The organism is Pandoraea terrae (genome assembly GCF_902459695.1).
Lineage (GTDB): Bacteria > Pseudomonadota > Gammaproteobacteria > Burkholderiales > Burkholderiaceae > Pandoraea > Pandoraea terrae.
Map to the genome: position 1 here is coordinate 35,840 of NZ_CABPRZ010000021.1, position 15,773 is coordinate 51,612.

General features: G+C 61.7%; 13 protein-coding genes. 10 read left to right on the forward strand and 3 right to left on the reverse strand.

All coding sequences use genetic code 11. The features are described 5' to 3' along the window. The first annotated feature begins 76 nt into the window (after positions 1 to 76). Complete coding sequence (gene dsbG, locus PTE30175_RS20690; protein WP_150698955.1) at positions 77 to 847, forward strand: thiol:disulfide interchange protein DsbG; 771 nt, start codon at positions 77 to 79, stop codon at positions 845 to 847. Between the two features lie 47 nt (positions 848 to 894). Here dsbG and gcvA read toward each other — a convergent pair whose 3' ends face one another. Next, positions 895 to 1,812, reverse strand: a complete 918-nt coding sequence (gcvA, locus tag PTE30175_RS20695) for a transcriptional regulator GcvA (RefSeq protein WP_150698956.1) — start codon at positions 1,810 to 1,812, stop codon at positions 895 to 897. A 442-nt stretch (positions 1,813 to 2,254) separates the two neighbouring features. Here gcvA and PTE30175_RS20700 point away from each other — a divergent pair, with 442 nt between their 5' ends. The 8 genes from PTE30175_RS20700 to PTE30175_RS20735 all read left to right on the forward strand — a co-directional run bounded on the left by PTE30175_RS20700 (position 2,255) and on the right by PTE30175_RS20735 (position 8,761). After that, complete coding sequence (locus PTE30175_RS20700) at positions 2,255 to 3,031, forward strand: SDR family NAD(P)-dependent oxidoreductase (RefSeq protein ID WP_150698957.1); 777 nt, start codon at positions 2,255 to 2,257, stop codon at positions 3,029 to 3,031. Positions 3,032 to 3,055: 24 nt separating this feature from the next. Further along, complete coding sequence (locus tag PTE30175_RS20705) at positions 3,056 to 3,337, forward strand: hypothetical protein (protein WP_150698958.1); 282 nt, start codon at positions 3,056 to 3,058, stop codon at positions 3,335 to 3,337. Between the two features lie 66 nt (positions 3,338 to 3,403). Further along, a complete protein-coding gene (locus PTE30175_RS20710) occupies positions 3,404 to 3,748 on the forward strand; it encodes a carboxymuconolactone decarboxylase family protein (RefSeq protein ID WP_150698959.1) in 345 nt (114 codons plus the stop codon). A 76-nt stretch (positions 3,749 to 3,824) separates the two neighbouring features. Beyond that, positions 3,825 to 4,193 (forward strand): cupin domain-containing protein, encoded by a 369-nt coding sequence (locus PTE30175_RS20715; RefSeq protein WP_150698960.1) that lies wholly within the window; start codon positions 3,825 to 3,827, stop codon positions 4,191 to 4,193. Then, positions 4,187 to 5,350 (forward strand): flavin monoamine oxidase family protein, encoded by a 1,164-nt coding sequence (locus PTE30175_RS20720; RefSeq protein WP_150698961.1) that lies wholly within the window; start codon positions 4,187 to 4,189, stop codon positions 5,348 to 5,350. The genes PTE30175_RS20715 and PTE30175_RS20720 overlap by 7 nt, the downstream gene beginning before the upstream one ends. A gap of 52 nt (positions 5,351 to 5,402) precedes the next feature. Further along, positions 5,403 to 6,428, forward strand: a complete 1,026-nt coding sequence (locus PTE30175_RS20725; RefSeq protein WP_150698962.1) for an alcohol dehydrogenase — start codon at positions 5,403 to 5,405, stop codon at positions 6,426 to 6,428. A gap of 3 nt (positions 6,429 to 6,431) precedes the next feature. Beyond that, the gene (gorA, locus tag PTE30175_RS20730; protein WP_150698963.1) at positions 6,432 to 7,784 is read left to right on the forward strand and encodes a glutathione-disulfide reductase; all 1,353 of its coding nucleotides are present in this window, start codon (positions 6,432 to 6,434) and stop codon (positions 7,782 to 7,784) included. 185 nt (positions 7,785 to 7,969) lie between these two features. Further along, entirely contained in the window at positions 7,970 to 8,761 is a 792-nt protein-coding gene (locus PTE30175_RS20735) for a substrate-binding domain-containing protein (RefSeq protein WP_150698964.1), read from the forward strand. Positions 8,762 to 8,999: 238 nt separating this feature from the next. Here the strand turns inward: PTE30175_RS20735 and PTE30175_RS20740 are convergent, their stop codons facing one another. Together PTE30175_RS20740 and PTE30175_RS20745 are read right to left on the reverse strand one after the other, a co-directional pair. Next, positions 9,000 to 12,506 (reverse strand): pyruvate carboxylase, encoded by a 3,507-nt coding sequence (locus tag PTE30175_RS20740; protein WP_150698965.1) that lies wholly within the window; start codon positions 12,504 to 12,506, stop codon positions 9,000 to 9,002. 773 nt (positions 12,507 to 13,279) lie between these two features. Then, complete coding sequence (locus tag PTE30175_RS20745) at positions 13,280 to 14,464, reverse strand: MalY/PatB family protein (protein WP_150698966.1); 1,185 nt, start codon at positions 14,462 to 14,464, stop codon at positions 13,280 to 13,282. 231 nt (positions 14,465 to 14,695) lie between these two features. Here PTE30175_RS20745 and PTE30175_RS20750 point away from each other — a divergent pair, with 231 nt between their 5' ends. Continuing rightward, entirely contained in the window at positions 14,696 to 15,655 is a 960-nt protein-coding gene (locus PTE30175_RS20750) for a LysR family transcriptional regulator (RefSeq protein ID WP_150698967.1), read from the forward strand. Positions 15,656 to 15,773: the final 118 nt, after the last annotated feature.

Below are 15,773 nucleotides of genomic sequence, written 5' to 3' on the forward strand. Positions count from 1 at the left end.
CCCTGCGCTGTTCCCGGCTGCAGGGTGGGTTCTGTCGTGCCGGCGCGAATCAATAACCCATCATCGAGAAATGAACATGAATCGATATGTAGTTCCGGTTGCCCTATGTGGATCGATCGCGGTTTTCGTCGCACTCCTGTCGAATGCAGCAAGTAGTGGACGTCCCCCTGTGCTAGCGGCGCTTGAGTCGCGCGGGGTCAGCAACCTGCATGAGTTCAAGGTGAATGGTGGCCTGCGCGGTTTCGCTGGCGTGGCAGGACAGAATCCCGTCGCGGTGTACGTTACCAAGGATGGCGATGTCATTATTGGCGCCCGCGTTGACCGCAACGGGGAGCCCATGGACACGAAGGTCGTTGATGAACTGGTGGCCGGGCTGATGGGGAATGCGGCCTGGCGACAGCTTGAGTCGGCAAGGTGGATTCGTGACGGTCGCGAGGACGCGCCCCGCACGGTCTATGTCATCACCGACCCGAATTGTCCGTGGTGCCATCGCTTGTGGGAAGCTGCGCGGCCCTGGGTGCAGTCGGGCAAGGTGCAGCTTCGCGAACTGCTTGTGGGCGTGATCCGCCCCGATAGCGAAGGTAAGGCGGCGACTATCCTGAGTTCCAGTAATCCGTCTGCTGCCCTCGAGCAAAATGAGCGCGACTTTGACAAAGGGGGTGTTTCCCCGGCCACGACGGTTTCCGATGACGTAAAGCGTACGTTGAGCGGGAACCTCAAGCTCATGGAAGGCTTGGGATTTCAAGGAACGCCCGGCGTGATCTACAAATCTGCTGACGGGAAGGTTGAAATGTTGAGCGGCTTTCCCCAAGGCACGCAACTTTCGGCCGTGATGGGCCCGCGATAGCAACAGTGCTTGAGGTCGCTGCGCCATGCTGCGCACGGGTGAAATGCTCAGCACTCAGATACCGCCTCTTGCAACAGCCAATCTCGGAACGCCACCAATTTTGGCAGCGAAGCGCATTCCCCTCGGTAGACAATGTAGTAAGCCAACTCCGATGCCAGCGTTATTTCAGGGAATAAGGGAATCAGCCGACCCGAGGCCACGTCATCGCAAGCCATGACGCTTCGAGCCAACGCAACGCCATGACCATCAATGGCCGCTTGGAGGACTGCGGCGGAGTTGTTAACCTGCATGCCGCGACTGGCGTCCACCTCAGCTGCGCCTGCCCGCACAAGCCAGTCATTCCATGAGGCAAAGCCAATGTGGGTGTCCACCGACAGGTCGTGTATCAACGCCTTCCCGGCCAAGTCATGCGGTGATGTAAGGCCGCCATTCCTGGCGAGCCATGCGGGAGAGCATACCGGGAAGATCTGCTCATTCATTAGCTTTTCCGCCACCAGGCCGGGCCAGGAGCCTCGGCCGTATCGCACGCCAATATCGATGTCTTGAGCCACGAAATCCATCAACTTGAGGTTCGTATCCAGACGAACGTCGGTTTCCGGGCAAAGGGCATGGAACTTGTCGATCCGCGGCAGCAACCATTTCGCGGCGAACGCGGGGCTGGCTGTGACCGTTAGCACGCCGCCCCTCGATCCTTCTTGCAATTGCCGTAGTCCCAGGGAAAGCCGATCGAAGCCGCCGCGGATGTCCGGCAACGCGCGTTCCGCCGCTTCGGTCGGAACCAATCGCGAGCGGCCGCTCGTCCCGCGGTGAAACAGTGGCGTGCCCAGCCACTCCTCCAGCGAGCGGACGAGTTGGCCTACCGCGGCAGGTGTCACGTTCAATTCGGCAGCAGCGGACGAGAAGCTGTGGTGACGCGCACTGGCTTCAAACGCACGTAGCGCATTGAGAAAGATGGGCGCTTTCATGGCGAGAAAGATTTTCTTTGACGTATACAAAGAATATAGCAATTGCCGGGACCGGCGGCCACACTAAAAATTTCAATCGAATTGGCAATTTTTAAGCCAATCTGACGACGGTGACAGCTTGCGTCCCGCGCAATGAGGGGGGGCTTCGGGAAAGATTTGCTACTAACTGGGGTGGCATCTCACTGCCAGGTCTTTGCGTTCGCGAACGTGAGGCGTCGGGGTGTCCTCGAGGTGCGACTCCGTCTTGTATTGGCGCCAGCGGGACCGTGCAGTCCAACGCTTGCATGATCGGGTGGGCGATAAAGATTTTATTTCCGCGTTACACAGATTATCTCATTTGCGGCTTAGCGATAACGGGCGAAGAATATCGTTGTCGTGTGTAGCTGAACTCTTGATCTTTCCACGCGAAGCTACCCGCTCAATGTCGCCAACAGGAGTGTTAATGAATAGTTTCTCTTCCAAGGTTGCCATCGTCACCGGAGGCGGTTCCGGCATCGGCAAGGAAGTGGCTGACCGCCTCGTGAAAGCTGGTGCCAGTGTCGTGATCGGCGGTCGCGACGAGGCGAAGCTCAAGCGGGCCGCCGCTGACATCGATTCTGCCGGTGCCAAGGTGCGCTACTACGTGGGCGACATCGCGCAGCCTGCGACGGCCACCGCACTGGTCGCGCTGGCGACCGAGGCGTTCGGCGGCGTCGACATCCTCGTCAACAACGCTGGTGTGTTCCGGCCCAAGGCATTCCTCGATGTGAATGAGTCAGAGTACGACTGGTTCCTCGATACGATTCTCAAGGGCAAGTTTTTCATGGTGCAGGCTGCCGCGAAGGCCATGCAGCAGCGCGGCGGCGGCGCCATCGTGCAGACCGGCTCGCTCTGGGCATTGCAGGCTATCGGCGCGACGCCGTCGGCCGCGTATTCGGCCGCCAATGCGGGTGTGCACGCCCTTACGCGCAATCTGGCAATTGAACTGGCCGCTTCGAACATCCGCATCAACACCGTCGCGCAAGCAGTGGTGGAAACCCCTGTCTACAACACGTTCATGACTGCCGAGCAGGTCAAGGAAACCCTGCCGACGTTCAACGCTTTCCATCCGCTTGGACGCAATGGCCAGCCAGCCGACGTTGCCGAAGCGATCCTGTTCCTGGCCTCCGCGCGCGCTTCGTGGATCACCGGCACCGTGTTGCCAGTTGACGGCGGCGTGATGGCCGGGCGTCATGCTTAACCCCCAACCCATAGGAGCCAATTCATGGTCTATCTGCAGATCATCCTGACGATCGCCACCGCCAACCGTGCCGCCGCCGCTGGCATCTATCAGAAGTACAAGGCCCCGTTCCTCAACACGATCGCGGGCGCGAAATCGAAGGAACTGCTGGTGCGTGATGAGGACGTGCAAGTGCTGCATGGCTTCGATAGCGTGAAAAGCGCGGAAGCCTACCTGGAAAGCGATTTGTTTACCGCGGATGTTGTGGGTGAGCTCAAGCCGCTGCTTGCCGCTGCGCCCGATGTGCGCATCTACCTGGCCGTATGACGCCATCCTTCGCTGGGCGTCGGGCAACGGCGCCCGGCTTCACAGTAGTCAATCGGAGCTACCAACATGATGCACGACTGGAACAAATACCGCGATGCACTGCGGGCGCGTGTGGGCGACTTTGCGGCGCTCAACCCCGATGTGATGAGCGGGCTGAAGACGGTCAGCGACGCTGCCGCGAAGCGCGGCAAGCTGGAGCCAAAGATCCACGAGCTGATCGCGCTCGCGGTGGCTGTGACCACGCGCTGCGATGGCTGCATCTCCGTTCACACTCAGAGTGCGGCCGAACTGGGTGCCACGGCGGAGGAAATCGCCGAAGCGCTGGGCGTCGCGATTGCGCTGAACGCTGGCGCGGCGCTGACCTATTCGGCACGTGTCCTCGATACGTACGCTACGCTGCCGAACAAGTAACCTTCCCGGAGACCGCCGGCCAAGCATCCGCTGATGACAAGCCGGCCGGTCTCCCATTTATAACTGGAAAAACGGCATGTTCGTCAATGCAGACTTCACGCGCCGGGCCGTTGTCGCGACTGACCAGTACGAGTGGGTTGACTCTCCGCAGAGCGGCGTTGAGCGCATACTGCTTGACCGATTGGGCGGTGAGAAGGCGCGCGCCACGAGTATTGTGCGGTACGCGCCCGCCTCCTGTTTCCCTCGCCACCAGCACCCTGGCGGCGAAGAAATTCTGGTGCTCGCCGGCGAATTTTTCGCCGATGGGCAGCGGTACATCCGCGGTAGCTGGATACGCCTGCCTGCAGGTGAATACCCGGACATCGTCGCCGCCGAGAACGGAGCCACTGTGTACCTGAACACCGGCCATCTTGCCGGCGTTGTGGCAGGGGTGGCCCCGTGGTGACCGCTCGGATCGCGATCGGCGGCGGCGGCCTCAGCGGCCTGTACGCAGCATTCCTCCTTGAGCAGCAGGGCATCAAGGATTATGTGCTCCTGGAGGCGCGCCACACGATTGGCGGTCGCATCGAGTCCATGTCCGTCAGCGGCGTGTCTGTTTCTGGCGTTTGCGATGCGTCCGATGATCCTGATCGCTTCGATCTCGGGCCAACGTGGTTCTGGCCTGCGTTCCAACCCCAGTTGGACCGCGTCATCCGCAACCTGGGCCTTGAGCGCTTCGAACAGTGCGAAACCGGCGACATGATGATCGAGCGATCGCCGCACGAACAGCCATCGCGCATGCACGGCTACACCACGTCGCCGCGGTCGATGCGCCTGGTCGGCGGAATGGGAGCGCTGATCGACGCCCTGCGCCGGGAACTGTCGCCAGCACGTCTCGTGAGCGACCGGCAGGTGCGGCACCTGCGCTGCGCCGACCATCACGTCGAGTTGGATGCCGAGGACTCCTGCGGGCAGCTTACGTCCTATTGTGTCCAATACGTGCTGTTGGCCGTTCCGCCGCGACTTGTGACCGCCACCATCGGATTCACGCCCGCGCTGCCGGACAAGCTCGCGCGGAAATGGCGCGACACGGGGACGTGGATGGCGCGGCACGCCAAATACGTTGCTGTCTACGAGACCCCGTTCTGGCGCGCGCAAGGGCTTTCCGGTGAAGGCAGAAGCGCCAGGGGACCGCTCTCGGAGATTCATGACGCCTCGACGGCTCACGGTAGCGCTGCGCTGTTCGGCTTCTTCAGTGTTCCGGCTCGTGTTCGCAGCGCCATCCCCGACGGCGTGTTGAGATCGCATTGCCGCACGCAGCTCACGCGGCTGTTCGGCCCGCAGGCCGCTACGCCAAAGGCCGAGTTCATCAAGGATTGGGCGAGCGACCCGTACACGGCAAACGCGACCGATCTAGACGCCATTGCCCAGCACGGCACCGCACCGCCGACCGTCGCCAAAGAGGGAGTCTGGCAGGGCCGGATCGCAGGCATCGCCAGCGAGTGGTCTCCACAATTCCCCGGCTATGTTGCAGGCGCTATCGAGGCTGCAAGCCTGGGCGTGCGGGAATTGCTTGAAGTTGTCACTCCACAAGACCGCCTGCTGTCGGGCGCAATTCAATAATCAGTTGCCGATGCGATCGGACGGCAACGCCGACGATTTTGGAGATAGGACCATGAAGAAAACCTACAGAGCCATGCAGGTGACGAAGCCCGGATTCCTCGAACTGGTGGATCGCCAGACGCCGGCGCCGGGCGCCGGCGAGGTGCTGATAGCGGTGGAAGCATGCGGTATTTGCGGCGCGGACACCGGAGATATCGAAGGCGCAGATCCGGCATTGCAGCCCCCGCGCGTTCCCGGCCATGAAGTCGTCGGGCGCATCGCTGCCATCGGCTCAGGTACGCCTTCGATCTGGAAAGTGGGCCAGCGCGTGGGCGTGGGGCGTCTGGGCGGCCACTGCAACGAATGCGCGCAATGCCGTCGGGGCCAATTCCAGCTCTGCCAGAACCAGCCGTTCGTCGGCGCTACGTGTGACGGCGGCTATGCGGAAATGATGCTGGCCCGCAGCACGGCGCTAGTCTCTATCCCGGACGAGCTGAACGCCGAGGAAGCCGCGCCGATTCTCTGTGCCGGAATCGCCACCTTCAACGCGCTCAAGAAGTCGGGCGCGCAGGCGGGCGATATCGTGGCCGTCTTAGGGATCGGCGGCTTGGGGCACATGGCGCTTCAATATGCGTATCGTATGGGCTTCAAGGTCGTCGCGGTGGGGCGGGGCGCCGACATCGCCGAGGACGCGCTGGCGCTGGGGGCACACGTCTACATCGACACCCACAAGGAGGACGCCGCCGCCAGGCTTCAGAGCATGGGTGGCGCGCAGGCCATCGTTACCACCATCAGCAACCCTGCTGCCGTGTCCGCCCTGGTGCCCGGCCTGGCGCCGCAGGGGCGGCTGGTCGTGTTGGGCGCGGGCAAAGACCCGCTGCCTGTATCGACTGGCCATCTGGTCGTCGGCGAGCGCAGCGTGCTGGGGTCGGTCACGGGCTCGCCTTACGAAAGTGAGAAGACGCTGGACTTCAGCGTCCTCGCCGGCATCCGCCCGCGGATCGAGACCATGCCGTTGGAGATGGCATTCGACGCCTACAAGAAAATGCGGTCCGGTGACGTCAAATTCCGCATGGTGTTGACCATGAAGTCGGAGTAATCAATGACAAAGCACTACGACTACATTGCGATCGGTGGTGGAAGTGGTGGCATCGCTTCCGTCAACCGGGCCACCATGCATGGAAAAAAATGCGCATTGATCGAAGCAAAGGAGATTGGTGGCACCTGTGTCAACGTGGGGTGTGTGCCCAAGAAGGTCATGTGGCACGCCGCGCAAATTGCGGAAGCCATTCGCCACTACGGCCCGGACTACGGTTTTGATGCCACGGTGAATCGCTTTGATTGGGCGGGTCTGGTGAGGCGCCGAAGCGCCTACATCGGGCGGATCCATGCGTCCTACGAGACGGCGCTGGACAGGAACAGGGTGGACGTGATCACGGGCTTCGCCAGATTCGTCGACGCCCGCACCATTGAAGTCGGTCATGAGCGAATCACCGCCGACCGTATCCTGATCGCCACCGGCTGCCGACCGTCCCGTCCCGACATCCCCGGCGCAGAACATGGCATCGACTCGGATGGTTTTTTCGAGTTGACTGAGTTGCCGAAGCGCACAGCAGTGGTGGGTGCCGGCTACATTGCCGTCGAGCTGGCGGGCGTGCTCAATGCACTGGGCTCGGAGACGCACCTTTTTGTGCGGAAGGACACGCCGCTGCGCCGTTTCGATCCGCTCTTGCGCGAAACCTTGGCGGAGGTGATGAAGTCGGAAGGGCCCACGCTGCACACCCACTCAGTTCCGACAGCCGTCATCAAGAACACAGATGGCAGCCTGACGCTGCAGCTCGAGAACGGCGATTGTCAGACAGTGGATTGCGTCGTATGGGCGATCGGCCGTGAGCCGGACACGGCTGCCCTCAATCTGCAGGCGGCGGGTATTGAGGTGGACGAAAGTGGCTACGTGACGGTTGACAAGTACCAGAACACGAACGTGCCGGGTGTCTACGCGGTCGGCGACGTCACGGGAATGGTCGAACTAACGCCGGTGGCGGTGGCCGCGGGGCGGCGCCTTTCGGAGCGGCTGTTCAACGGCAAGCCTGACGAGCATCTCGACTACCAAAACATCCCGACCGTAGTGTTCAGTCACCCGCCGATCGGAACGGTGGGCCTTACCGAACCTCAGGCTCGCGAGCAGTATGGTGATGCCGAAGTCACGGTATACCAATCGTCATTCACCGCGATGTACACGGCTGTGACGCAACGCCGCCAGCCGGCCCGCATGAAGCTCGTATGTGTGGGAGAAGAGGAACGGATCGTCGGCATACACGGTATCGGGTTTGGCATGGATGAGATGCTGCAGGGCTTTGCGGTAGCGCTGAACATGGGCGCGACGAAAAGGGACTTTGACAACACGGTCGCCATTCATCCAACAGCAGCAGAGGAGTTTGTGACCATGACGTAGTGGGAACGGTCCCCACCTCTGGTTTGTTCTTGAACCGTCATCTCACGCGGCATTTGAAATGCCCGGTTGATGGAATCGGGGCGTGTTGATGGTCAGGAGTATCGAAGAAATGCGCCGCGCTTGTAGCGGGCGCCTAAGCCGGCTAGCGGAGCCGGTTCAACTGAACTACGCGGAGAATTTTTACCATGAACATCGTCGTGCGCACTGCTGCGGCCCTCGCATTGTCAATCTCGTCGCTGCACGCATTTTCCCAATCCGTATTGCACGTGTATGGGCCTGGCGGTCCAGCCCCGGCGATGAAGGAAGCCGCTGAGGCATTCGAAAAGCGGACCGGCACGCACGTCGACGTCACAGCCGGACCGACGCCATCATGGATTGATCACGCGCGCGCCGATGCCGATGTGATCTTCAGCGGTTCAGAGACGATGATGTCGGACTTCGTCGTCGCCATGGGCGACCAGTTGACGCCGCAAGCACCCGTGCCGCTGTATCTGCGCCCAATGGCGATACTCGTTCGTCCCGGCAATCCTCGCCATATCCGCGGTCTGGCGGACGTGGTCAAGCCGGGCGTGAAGGTGCTTGTGGTCAATGGCGCAGGACAGAATGGCGTGTGGGAAGACGTGGCAGGCCGCCTCGGCGACATCGACACCATCGCGGCGATGCGCCGTAATATTGTGAGCTACGCGGGAAACAGCGCGATTGCCCGCCAAACCTGGATTTCCCAGCGCGACATCGACGTGTGGCTCATCTGGAATATCTGGCAGGTGTCCAATCCGTCGCTTGCCGAGACGGTGCAGATCGAGCCGCGCTACGCGATCTATCGCGATGCGGGCGTGGCAGTTACCAAACGCGGCGAGGAGAATCCCGCGTCCCGGCAGTTTGTTGATTTCCTGCGTGCCAAGGAGGGAGAGGCAATTTTTTCCCGCTGGGGCTGGATGACCGGCCGGAAAGCCGAAAGCAAGCGGGTGCAGAACTAGCCTTTCCTGCGGTCATGCGAAGCTTTGCATCACAGTAAGAACACGCTGTTGGCGGGTTCGTTGCGTGATGAGGGGCAGCATGGGTATCGAGCCGAGACGGCCCGATACCCATGCTGCCTGAGCGTTTGAAGGCAACTCCTGCCCTCGAGACCGGACCTGTGTGGTTCCGGCCTGGGCAGGAGTTACCTCTTGGGTTGCATTGCGGATGCAGGGGAGGCGAGCGTGCACGCGGCGGTACTCACGCTCTCCACACAATCAGCAAATCCTTGGCCTGCACCCGGTCACCCGGTTTGACCAGGACGCGCTCAATCACGCCATCGCGCTCAGCCGCCAGATGAGACTCCATCTTCATGGCTTCCAATGACAGCAGCGTGGCGCCTGCCTGTATGGTCTGCCCCGCCGTCACCGGCACAGTAACGATGGCACCGGGCATGGGGGCCCCCACATGCAGTGGATTGCCGGGTTCGGCCACCTCCCGTTGGGCGGCAGCGGTTGCACCCGCCCGTGCCACGCTGGTCATGCGCGACTGGCCGTTCATCTCGAACTGCACTTTGGCGATGCCCTTGTCCTCGTGGATGGTCTGCAGGCTCACCATGAGTGTCTTGCCCGCGTCGATCTCCAGCGCCACTTCGTCGCCAGGCTTCATGCCATAGAAGAAAGTGGGCGTGGGCAGGACGGAAACGTCGCCATGCCTTTGCAGATGCTGGTGGAATTCGCTGGCAACCTTGGGGTACATGAGCGCGCTGGCCAATTGCCGGTCATCTATCTCGTCCACGGGGATGCCGCTCGCCTGCGCTGCCGTGATACGCGCGGCCTCGAGATCCACGGGAGGCAGGTGATCGCCCGGGCGGTAGGCCGCTGGCGGCTCGGCCTTGAGCACCTTGCGCGACAGCGCGGCCGGCAAGCCGTCGGGCGGGAAGCCCAGCTCGCCCTTGAACAGTGACACCACCGACTCCGGGAAAGCCACCTCGTGCGCCGGATCGGCCACCTGGCCCGGCGTGAGGTCGTTGGCCACCATCATGATGGCCATGTCGCCCACCACCTTGGACGTGGGAGTGACCTTGACGATGTCGCCAAACAGCTGGTTCACGTCGGCATAGGCCTGTGAGACCTCGGTCCAGCGGTGTTCCAGCCCCATGGCGCGCGCCTGCTCGCGCAGGTTGGTGTATTGACCGCCGGGCATCTCGTGGCGGTAGACGTCGGCCGTGCCGGAGCGGATATCACTCTCGAACGGCGCATAGAAGCGCCGCACGCCCTCAAAGTAGGTGGATGCCGCGTGCAGCGCGTGGGGCGACAAGCCGGGATCGCGCTCGGTATGTGCCAGCGCCGCTGCGATGGCAGAGAGGTTGGGCTGGGAAGTCAGGCCGCTCATGGCGTCCAGCGCACCGTCCACGGCATCGCAGCCGGCATCCACAGCCGCCAGCACCGAGGCGGCGGCGATCCCGCTGGTGTCGTGGGTGTGGAAATGCACGGGCAGACCGGTTTCCGCCTTCAGGGCCGTGACCAATGCGGCCACGGCGCGCGGGCGACAAACACCCGCCATGTCCTTGATGGCCAGGATGTGCACGCCGGCTTGCTGTAACTCCTTGGCAATGCCCACGTAGTACTTCAGGTCGTACTTGCCGCGCGCGGGATCGAACAGGTCGCCGGTGTAACAGATGGCGCCTTCGCACAGCGCCCCCGCCTCCAGCACGGCATCGATGGCCACGCGCATGTTCCTGACCCAGTTCAGCGCGTCGAACACGCGGAACAAGTCCACCCCGGCCGAGGCCGCTTGCTTGACGAAGAACTGCACCACGTTATCGGCGTAGCTGGTATAGCCTACGCCGTTGGCGCCGCGCAGCAGCATCTGGAACAGGATATTGGGCACGCGCTCACGCAACTGGGCCAAGCGTTGCCACGGGTCTTCCTTCAAAAAGCGCATGGCCACGTCAAAGGTCGCGCCACCCCAGCACTCCATGGAGAACAACTGCGACAAATCACGCGCATAGAACGGCGCAATGGGCAGCATGTCGGCCGTGCGCATGCGCGTGGCGAACAGGGACTGGTGCGCATCGCGCATTGTCGTGTCGGTCATCAGAACCGGTTTGGTGTCCAGCATCCACTGCGCGAACCGCTGCGGGCCCAGTTCTCTCAGCCGATCGCGTGAGCCGGGCGGAATGGGGACGTTCTGGTCCACGCGCGGCAGCACGGGCTTGGGAAACGGCAGCTCAGGCATCTTGCGCCCAGCCATTTCCGGATGGCCATTGACGGTGATGCCTGCCATGAAGCCGAGCAGTTTGCTGCCGCGGTCGCGCCGCTTGGCGAACTCGAGCAGTTTCGGCGTGTTGTCGATGAAACGCGTGGTCACGGTGCCGGCGGCAAAGTCCGGGTGGTTGATCACGTTCTCCAGGAACTGCAGATTGGAGGCGACGCCGCGAATGCGGAACTCGCGCAGCGCGCGGTCCATGCGCTGTATCGACTCTCGCGCGGTCGGTGCCCAAGCCGTGACCTTGACCAGCAGTGAGTCGTAGTACGGCGTAATGACCGCTCCACCGTAGGCCGTGCCGGCGTCCAGCCGGATGCCGAAACCCGAGGCGCTTCGGTAGGCCGAAAGGCGCCCGTAGTCGGGCAGAAAGCCGTTCTCCGGATCTTCGGTCGTAATACGGCATTGCAGCGCCGTGCCGTTGAAGCTGATCCGGCTCTGCTCCGGCACGCCGCTGGCCCGGTGCGCCGGGTCGTCTTCGCCGATGTCGTCGGTAATGCCGATGCGCCCCCCCTCGCTGATGCGCAACTGCGCCTTGACGATGTCCACACCAGTGATCAGCTCGGTCACTGTGTGCTCCACCTGAATGCGTGGATTGACTTCGATGAAGTAGAACTGCCCGCTGTCGGCGTCCATCAGGAACTCCACCGTGCCGGCGTGCGTGTAGTTCACGGACTTCATCAGGCGGATGGCGCTGTCGCACAGGGCTTGGCGTTGGGCGTCATCAAGATAGGGCGCAGGCGCTCGTTCCACCACTTTCTGGTTGCGGCGCTGCACGGTGCAGTCGCGCTCGAACAAATGCACCACGTTGCCGTGTCGATCGCCCAGGATTTGCACCTCTACGTGGCGGGCATGCTGCACCAGCTTCTCGAAGTAGACCTCGTCGTTGCCAAAGGCCGCCAGCGCTTCGCGCCGGGCCGCCGCGAGCGCGTTGGGCAAATCGCCTTCGCTGTTGATAACGCGCATGCCGCGCCCGCCGCCGCCCCAGCTGGCCTTGAGCATGACCGGGTAGCCGATGCCGGCGGCGAGCCTTTTGCACTCGTCCAGATCCGGCGGCAGCGGCGGCGTGGCGGGCATGACGGGTACACCCGCAGCCACGGCGGCATTGCGCGCCGCCACCTTGTTGCCCAGCGTGCGCATCACTTCGGGGCGCGGCCCCACCCATTCAATGCCGGCGGCCATCACGGCTTCGGCGAAATCGGGGTTTTCCGACAGGAAGCCGTAGCCTGGGTGAATGGCGTCCACCTTGGCGGCGCGGGCGATGCGCAACACGTCCTCAATGTCCAGGTAGGCTTGCAGCGGCTTCTTGCCTTCGCCCACTACGTAGCTTTCGTCCGCCTTGAAGCGATGCAGCGCCAGCCGGTCTTCACGCGAGTAGATCGCGACCGTGCGCATATTCATCTCCGCTGCGGCGCGCATCACACGAATTGCGATCTCGGAACGGTTGGCAATCAGGACGGACTTGATCCGCTGAGAGGAAATCGGATCGACAGGCTGCATGTTCACCTCTGCGATTAGGTTGATGTTCTGCGAAAGGGTTGATGGCTCGATGGGCGGCGGCCCTTTCGAGCAGGCGAAGTGGATGTAGACGTGCCCCGTTCATCACGGCCTGCCCGGTGCTTTCAGTGTCGGATCCAATCGTGTCGACGTGATCGCAGCAACGGTGCAGACGGTGCTTGTCGGGTTGTGCGACAGGATGCTTCGCGCTGATACGCCGTTTGGTGGGGGGCGGCTGTCTAGTGAAGGGCGATCACATCTCAAACCTGTAAGTGTAATCAGGCTTGCAGGACGGATCCTATTGGTGGTTTCCCAATAAATCCATGAAAAGTGGTCCAATTACTTTTGAATAATCTTCACAGGCGCGCCGGGTACGGGGCCGCCTTGGTTCCAGCTGGGCGGTCTCTATTTCCGGGTGCTTGGCACCGAAGCCGTCGAGTCTTCGAACCTGCGAACAGCGACAGGGATGTGAGCAGTAAAGTTTTTCTTTGGTGGATAGATAGAAAATCCACCGTGAATCCCAAGGGCCGCTTAACTACAATGGCGCAAAAATGCGGAAGAAGGAGTGCGCGCGTTGGTCGTGCGCCGCAGCACATGGGGGCTGCTCAGGCAATAGATTTTGTCGTTCATAAATGTGCTGGCCACAGTGTGAAAGTGCTTCACGGCGGCACCGATAGCGCCAAGCGGAGTTGCCGGGCCGACAGGAAGATGCTCTGACGCTGACGACCCGGCGCAGACTCATGCGCCTTGCGGGGCGCACGGCCTCTGGATTTGCTTCAGCGCAAAAGCACGCTGGAAAGTCGCTGCAGGGCTTCGTCGACAAGGCTGAGGGGGCACGCGAGATTGATGCGCATGAATCCTTCGCCTTCCGTCCCGAACTTCGGGCCGTGATCAAGCCACAGTCGTGCCTGGCGCAGCAGGAAATCGTGCAGTTTCGCGGGAGGCATGTTGAGCTCCCGAAAGTCGATCCACGCGAGGTAGAGCGCGTCCGTCGGAGTAACTTTCAGCGGCAGGCCGATTTCCTTGACTCGTGCCGCGAAGTGCTGCTGGTTGCGACGCACGTACGCGAGCATGGCGTCCGCCCATGACTCGCCGTGTCGGTATGCGGCCTCGCACGCAGCGGTGCCCATGGTGTTCGCGCCGGAAACGCCGTTCTTTTCGCATTGAGCCTGGTATGCGTGGCGGAGTCGCGGGTTGGGAATGATGATGTTCGCGCACTGCAGGCCGGCGATATTGAATGTCTTGCTCGGGGCCGTGCAGACGATCGAGTTTTCGGCGGCAGCATGATCCAGCGTCGCAAAAGGGATATGCCGCTTGCCTGCGCCGAATACCAGGTCCTGATGGACTTCGTCGGAGACGATGAGAACGCCATGGCGCTCGCAGATCGAGGCCATCGTCATCAGTTCATCTTGTGTCCACACATATCCGGTGGGGTTATGCGGGTTGCAGAGGATGAACAGCTTGGTTCCGGGAACCAGCGCCGCTTCGAAAACCTCGGGATCGAAGTGGTACCTGCCTTGTGCGTCGAGAGCGAGTGGTGCTCGTGCAACGCGCCGGCCGTTGATGACGACGTCGTGCATGAAATGGAAATACACGGGCGTCTGGACCAGCACATGGTCACCCGGTTGCGTGAACGCCTGGATGGCCATGTTGAGCGCGCTGACGACGCCGGGCGATCGGGTGATCCACTCCGGCTTCGGGTGCCATCCGAAACGTCGAGCCTGCCAGTCGACAACGGCTTCGAGATAGGAGTCGGGGGTGCCGCCATATCCGAGCGCGCCCATCTCGACCTCACGGTGCAGTGCATCCGCAATGGGCTGCGCAATGCGGAAGTCCATATCGGCAACCCACATCGGCAGCGGGTCAGCTGCGGCCTGATCAGCCGTAAGGCGCAGCCGACCGGCTGTCCACTTCGTGGAGTTGCTATGGCGCCGGTCAATGATTTCGTCGAAGTTGCTCATCTTGGAATTGGGTAGGGGCGGGAGTACGAATATGCATTCTGCCAACTTGTGTAGAGGGAAATAAGCGCCGATGCGTGCAAGCACCTGTGATGGATTTTCACGAATGGACTTGCGTGAACTAGGATTACTCTGGATGCCTGCCTGTATCGCCGGGAAGTCCGTGCGCTCGAAAGTGGCGTTCGCATCGGATTATTGGTGTGGGTATTTCTGAATTTCATTCGGGCTGCAGTCATGAAACGTTTCGCATCGTTCACGCAGATCGCCGTCTTTGTCCGGATTGCGGAGCTGGGGAGTCTTTCCGCCGCCGCCCGAGACTTGAATCTGTCGCCTTCGGCTGTCAGCAAGAGCCTGGCGCAACTGGAGGATCAGCTCGGAGTGCTGCTGGTCAAGCGGACGACGCGAAATCTGACCTTGACGGACAGCGGTCGAATCATATTCGAGCGGGCCAACGACATCCTGGCTGATCTCGAAACCACGCTGGATGCAGCGCGCCAGTCGAAGAATCCGGAGGGAAATCTGCGGATAACTTGCTCCATGGCTTTTGGATCAAAGCAACTCACGCCGATACTGGGCCGCTATCTCGATGGCAATCCGAAAGTCACCGCATCCATTGCATTGGACGACAGGCTGTCCAACCTCGTTGAGGAAAATTACGACTTGGCGGCCCGGATAACCAGCAGGACCGATTTCGGATACGCCGCGCGGAAGCTGGCAACCATTCACTGGGTTTACTGCGCAGCACCCGATTACCTCGACTCGAATGAGCCGATTCGCGCACCGACTGATCTGGTACGGCACCGATGCCTCGTGTATCCGACAATGACCTTGGGTGGAGCATGGTCGTTTCGGAGAGGGGAAAACACACAACAAATAGCGGTCAAGACAGCGCTGGAATCGAACTCCAGCCTGGCGCTTCGTGAGGCTGCGCTGCATGGACATGGCGTGGCGTGTTTGCCAACCTATCTCGTTTCCCCCGACATCATTCAAGGTGCGCTGCGGGTGGTGGTGCCCGAATACCGGTCGGCAATTACGCATACGTTATACGCGATGTACTACCGGTCGAAATACGCGAATGCGTTGGTGCGGAGCTTTATCGACTTTGTGGTCGACGATGTAGGCGCGGTACCCCACTGGGACAGGGCATTGCGGGAGGCGGTTGACCTTCCGCCGTTCGACGACGAAGCGGCGTAAGTCAGCGAAACTCCGCGCGGTCTGGACAGACTTCTCGGCCTCCGCTCACGTCGCTGCGCGAGCCATGCCGTTGGTGTCGCAAAGCGCCGTAAGCAGGTCAAGGACATCGCTGGAGGTG

Coding starts and splice junctions, on each gene's coding strand:
- PTE30175_RS20740 (WP_150698965.1), bottom strand. CDS start 12,506: ATGCAGCCTGTCGATCCGATTTCCTCTCAGCGGATCAAGTCCGTCCTG.
- gorA (WP_150698963.1), top strand. CDS start 6,432: ATGACAAAGCACTACGACTACATTGCGATCGGTGGTGGAAGTGGTGGC.
- PTE30175_RS20750 (WP_150698967.1), top strand. CDS start 14,696: ATGAAACGTTTCGCATCGTTCACGCAGATCGCCGTCTTTGTCCGGATT.
- PTE30175_RS20715 (WP_150698960.1), top strand. CDS start 3,825: ATGTTCGTCAATGCAGACTTCACGCGCCGGGCCGTTGTCGCGACTGAC.
- gcvA (WP_150698956.1), bottom strand. CDS start 1,812: ATGAAAGCGCCCATCTTTCTCAATGCGCTACGTGCGTTTGAAGCCAGT.
- PTE30175_RS20710 (WP_150698959.1), top strand. CDS start 3,404: ATGATGCACGACTGGAACAAATACCGCGATGCACTGCGGGCGCGTGTG.
- dsbG (WP_150698955.1), top strand. CDS start 77: ATGAATCGATATGTAGTTCCGGTTGCCCTATGTGGATCGATCGCGGTT.
- PTE30175_RS20745 (WP_150698966.1), bottom strand. CDS start 14,464: ATGAGCAACTTCGACGAAATCATTGACCGGCGCCATAGCAACTCCACG.
- PTE30175_RS20705 (WP_150698958.1), top strand. CDS start 3,056: ATGGTCTATCTGCAGATCATCCTGACGATCGCCACCGCCAACCGTGCC.
- PTE30175_RS20735 (WP_150698964.1), top strand. CDS start 7,970: ATGAACATCGTCGTGCGCACTGCTGCGGCCCTCGCATTGTCAATCTCG.
- PTE30175_RS20700 (WP_150698957.1), top strand. CDS start 2,255: ATGAATAGTTTCTCTTCCAAGGTTGCCATCGTCACCGGAGGCGGTTCC.
- PTE30175_RS20725 (WP_150698962.1), top strand. CDS start 5,403: ATGAAGAAAACCTACAGAGCCATGCAGGTGACGAAGCCCGGATTCCTC.